Source organism: Paludibaculum fermentans, assembly GCF_051172195.1.
In the GTDB taxonomy this organism is placed as follows: Bacteria; Acidobacteriota; Terriglobia; order Bryobacterales; family Bryobacteraceae; genus Paludibaculum; species Paludibaculum fermentans_A.
Genome location: NZ_JBPJAQ010000011.1, coordinates 1 through 4,461 on the forward strand (window position 1 = coordinate 1; position 4,461 = coordinate 4,461).

Below are 4,461 nucleotides of genomic sequence, written 5' to 3' on the forward strand. Positions count from 1 at the left end.
GTGGACGTTAGGGGAAGGCTACACGCCGGCAGTCGATAGCGCGAGACCTCCGGTGATCCCACGTAGTCGTAGACCCCAGGCACGCTGAGAAACTGCATGCACGAGAACCGGGAGACCTCGTCGCTGGCTGCACGGAAACGGAGCAGTCCGGCCGGTGAAGGCGGCAGCCGCAAGACCGGCATGAATGGCGATGAGGAGTCGGATTGCGCCGTAGTATCGATGAACCCCTCGAACAAAGCAACGGAGCAACAGGCCGAAGCCGCGGAGAGGGAGGAGAAAAGGGCGCGAACCAAGGAGAACACTGACCCGACCCACACACCACCGGCACAGGACGGGAGAGGGGTGTCACAGGGTTTGGCCGGTGTGCGCAAAGTAGCGAAGGAAAGGAAGCAGGAGCAGTTCACCACGCTGCTGCACCATCTGACGCATGATCTGCTACGGACGAGTTTTTACGCGTTAAAGAAGAACGCGGCGCCGGGAGTGGACGGAGTCACGTGGCAGCAGTACGAGGAAGGGCTGGAAGGTCGGCTTGCCGATCTGAAAGACCGGATTCACCGGGGAGCGTACCGGGCGCAGCCTTCAAGACGGATCTACATACCGAAGGCGGACGGGCGGAAACGCCCGATCGGAATTGCGGCGCTGGAGGACAAGATTGTTCAACAGTCCGTGGTGACCATCCTCAATGAAATATACGAGGTGGACTTTGGGGGATTCAGCTATGGGTTTCGGCCCGGGCGGAGTCCGCACCAGGCGCTGGATGCCTTGAGTGTGGGCATCCGCCGGAAGAAGGTGAACTGGGTTCTGGATGCGGACATTCGCGGGTTCTTCGACCAAATGAGCCACGAATGGACGATCAAATTCATCCAACACCGAGTCGCCGATACGCGCATTCTACGCCTGATCCAAAAATGGTTGAAGGCTGGGGTGAGCGAGGACGGCGAGTGGTCGGAAACGAAGGTAGGCACTCCGCAAGGGGCGGTGATCTCGCCGCTGCTGGCGAACGTGTACCTGCACTACGTGTTCGATCTGTGGGTGGAGGCATGGCGCAAGAAGGAGGCGGAAGGCGACGTTGTCGTTGTCCGCTACGCGGACGATCTTGTGGTGGGGTTTCAGAGTCGGGAGGAAGCCGAGCGATTTCTGGAGGACTTCCAGACAAGGCTGGCCAAATTCGGGCTGGAATTGCACCCGGAAAAGACGCGACTGATCGAGTTTGGCAGATTCGCTCAGAACAACCGGCAGCAGCGCGGTGAAGGCGAACCGGAGAGCTTCACGTTTCTGGGGTTCACGCACCAGTGCGGGAGCAACAGTCTCGGGCGATTCACTATCTGGCGGCGCACGGCGAGGAAACGCTTGGAGGCAAAGCTGCAGCAAGTTAAGCAGACGCTTCGCGAGCGGATGCACGAGCCGGTGCCGAAAGTGGGGGAGTGGCTCGGGCGTGTGCTCAACGGTTTCTACCAATACCATGCAGTGCCGGGCAACTGGGCGAGCCTGGACCGATTCCGCGAGCGCATCGGACGTTATTGGTGGCGCGTATTAAAACGGCGCAGCCAGAAAGCCCGAGTGAGCGCGGCGCGGGCAACTCGACTCTTCGAGCGCTGGCTGCCGCGCCCCCGGCTACTGCATCCACATCCAGCAGTGCGCTTTGACGCCAGATATCCAAGGTAGGAGCCGTATGCGTGAGCAGCGCCAGTACGGATCTGTGCGGGGGGCGACCAGCGATGGCCGTCCCTACCGCGACACCTTGCTAATGCTGCTCATCCCCTCAGTCTTCGGGAACGCTAAAGAGTTTACAGTTGGGATTCGCCGGACGTGTACTTTTTTATTCTCGCCAGAGGCAGGCATCGCGAACTCTTCTTACTTCGGAATGTTAGTTCGATCCGCGGTCGGCAGTATAGGGTTTGTCCGCAGTATGAAGTGGTTTGGTGGTCGAAATGCCACTGTCACTGGAGGGGAATAGTCAGGCGCGCCCGAGATCTCATAGGTGAACTTCAATGAGAGCACTTTCCCAGAGCACTCCCGCAAGAATCGGGACCTCTTAATCGCCATCCTAATATCAGCACGATGCCCATCGCCTCCCCCTTCAAAGTCGAGTCTGTCTGCCTGACCGGAAGCACCCACGTGTAGGCGGACACCTACGGTTACGGATGGAGACATAGACCGAGCCAAATCTGAGAACGTTGGCAGCCTTAGCTCACTGGTACATGCCACTAGCGCACCCGAGAGCTCTTGGCCTTGCGCGATCCCAGCTTGAGGAGCAAATAAGGAAAGGTAAACAAAACCGACTTTGAGAAGCATTCTATTCCTTGGAGTCGAGGCTAATTTGAGAATCCGCTAATTACCTTACTGCAGTTACTCCACAATTTATCATTGTTGGCCTTTTGGTCAGACGATGCTCCGTCTCCGGATATGAATCCTGGGATTGCGAGCAGATGCGACATTTCGTGCAGAAGGAGGAATCCTTTAAAGCGCTGAGATTGGAAATTGATACTTGTGATTTGCGAGTAGGAGCTCTCGTAGCCAGCTCTGCCCGACCCATTGAAAAATCCGCCGCTCGTGTTAACTAAGAGATCAAATACAGGGACGTATGTACCTGTGTTTGAAATGGCTGCGACGGCCGGGTCACTTAACGCTGCCCATCCTATACTTCCGCGTTTTTCTGTCATGTATTGAAGGACGTCACCATTTTCGCCCAGCTTTGGAGACGAGTTAAGCCATTTCAGGCAGTCCGGATCGTCAGCCAGTGCCTCTTTAAGTTGCATCCATGCCTTGTCGACACTTACAGAATTTGCAGGGTTCCAAATTTTGAGGCCGTTAGGTGCGGTAAAAGTTGTCGTCTTTTTCCCGCTGGCAATTGACATGTCGATGTTTCCACTTCCGCCTCCGCCCCCCGACTCAAAGGACCCGTATGTGTCAAACATGGTGCACGTCAATGTTCCGCCCAGAGCTCCGCCACTCCAGCCGCACATAGACCAATGATAAGTTATCATCCATCTTTGGAGTCCAGAGGGATCTCCGAAATTTGTCGGATCATTTCCCACGTACGAGTACCGATTCCAACTCCCCGGGTCCTCCGGCCCCCCGCTAGCCCGATAAGGATCCGCCGTGGTGAACCGCCCCCACGAACTCGCGTAATACCGGTTCTGCGCATAATCCAACCCGGTATAAACATCCCGCTTATACGTCGTGAACGTCTCGTCCTGATCCACCGACACCGACCCGGAAACCTCCCCGTATGGATACACCCGGCCATGCACACCCTGCGGACTCCCCAGCCGGTCGGCCGTCACACCGCTCCAGCCGCTCAGCACCAGCCGTCCGCCGAAGTACACCCGGAGCTTCGCCTGGCACAGGAACGGAGCGCTGGACACCGTGCACACCGAATACGTCCCCAGGACCTCGCCGCCCTGCCCGTACACCGTGTACGTCCAAGCCCCACCCTGATACTTCTTCACCCGGAGGTTCCCCGGACCATACGCATACGTCTCCGTCACGCTCGGAGTCACGATCTGCGTCATCCGGTTCTCAACATCGTACGAAGCCGTCACCGACCCCGACGGCGTCGACCACCCCGTCATATTCCCATTCGAGTCGTATCCAAACCCCGCCCCATTCAGCCGGTTCGTCGCCGTATCCACGGTCTGCACCGTCGACGGCGCCGTCCCCTTCGTCACATTCTGCTGCAGCCGGTTGCCGAATCCGTCATACACAAACGACAACCCCCACTGCGGGCCTGTCGTGTAGGCCGCGGCCAGCCGCCCGAGTGAGTCGTAGGTATAATTCTCCTCTTCACCCGTCACCCAGTTGTGTTTCTGCGCCAGTCGCCCGTCATTGGCCGTAGCCGAGTACCAGTAATTGAGGTCTGTCCCCAGGCCAGTCTGCTCGGTCAACTGATTGCGGCCGTTGTACTGGAACGTCTCCAGCCCCAGGCTCGCGGCGGTGGGCAGATCCGTGGAGGCGCCCACACTCACCGCCGAAGCCCGCATGGACGAAAGCAATTGCCCGGCCGCGTTATAGGTGGCCGAGTTCACAAGGTCCACGCCCGGACCGCTGCCTGACGTGATCTTCTGCAACTGCCCCATCGCATCGTAGCCATAGTTGAGCGTTAGGCGTGGGAAAATATCGTAAGTCGTGGGGGTGTTCAGGCGCCCGTGCTGCGGATAGACCATTTGGGTCACCTTGCCCTCATTGTCATACGAGTAATCGACTGTCGGCGTCATATAGGAGCTGCCGCCGAAGTCGGAAGCCTTGCTCGTCAGCAGCCCCGCCGCCGTGTAGCTGTAGTGCTCAGTCACCGCACCCGGAACCGACACCGCCGCCAGCCGCCCCCAGATATTCCGGGTGGAAGAACCCGCCCCGTCGTAGTCATAGGTGTTTGTAGTCCGCTGGTTCACGTCTTCCGCCCCAGTCGACACCGGATACCGCTTCACCATCGTCACGCGCCCATACGCGTCATATATATAT

2 protein-coding genes are annotated in these 4,461 nt (G+C 58.3%); one reads left to right on the plus strand and one right to left on the minus strand.

Annotated elements, in window-relative coordinates; all coding sequences use genetic code 11:
* Window positions 1-180 precede the first annotated feature (180 nt).
* A complete protein-coding gene (gene ltrA / locus ACR9Y2_RS40195) occupies window positions 181-1,665 on the plus strand; it encodes a group II intron reverse transcriptase/maturase (RefSeq protein ID WP_435044871.1) in 1,485 nt (494 codons plus the stop codon).
* 650 nt (window positions 1,666-2,315) lie between these two features.
* Here the strand turns inward: ltrA and ACR9Y2_RS40200 are convergent.
* A partial coding sequence (locus ACR9Y2_RS40200; RefSeq protein WP_435047571.1) for an RHS repeat-associated core domain-containing protein occupies window positions 2,316-4,461 on the minus strand: 2,146 nt, incomplete at its 5' end.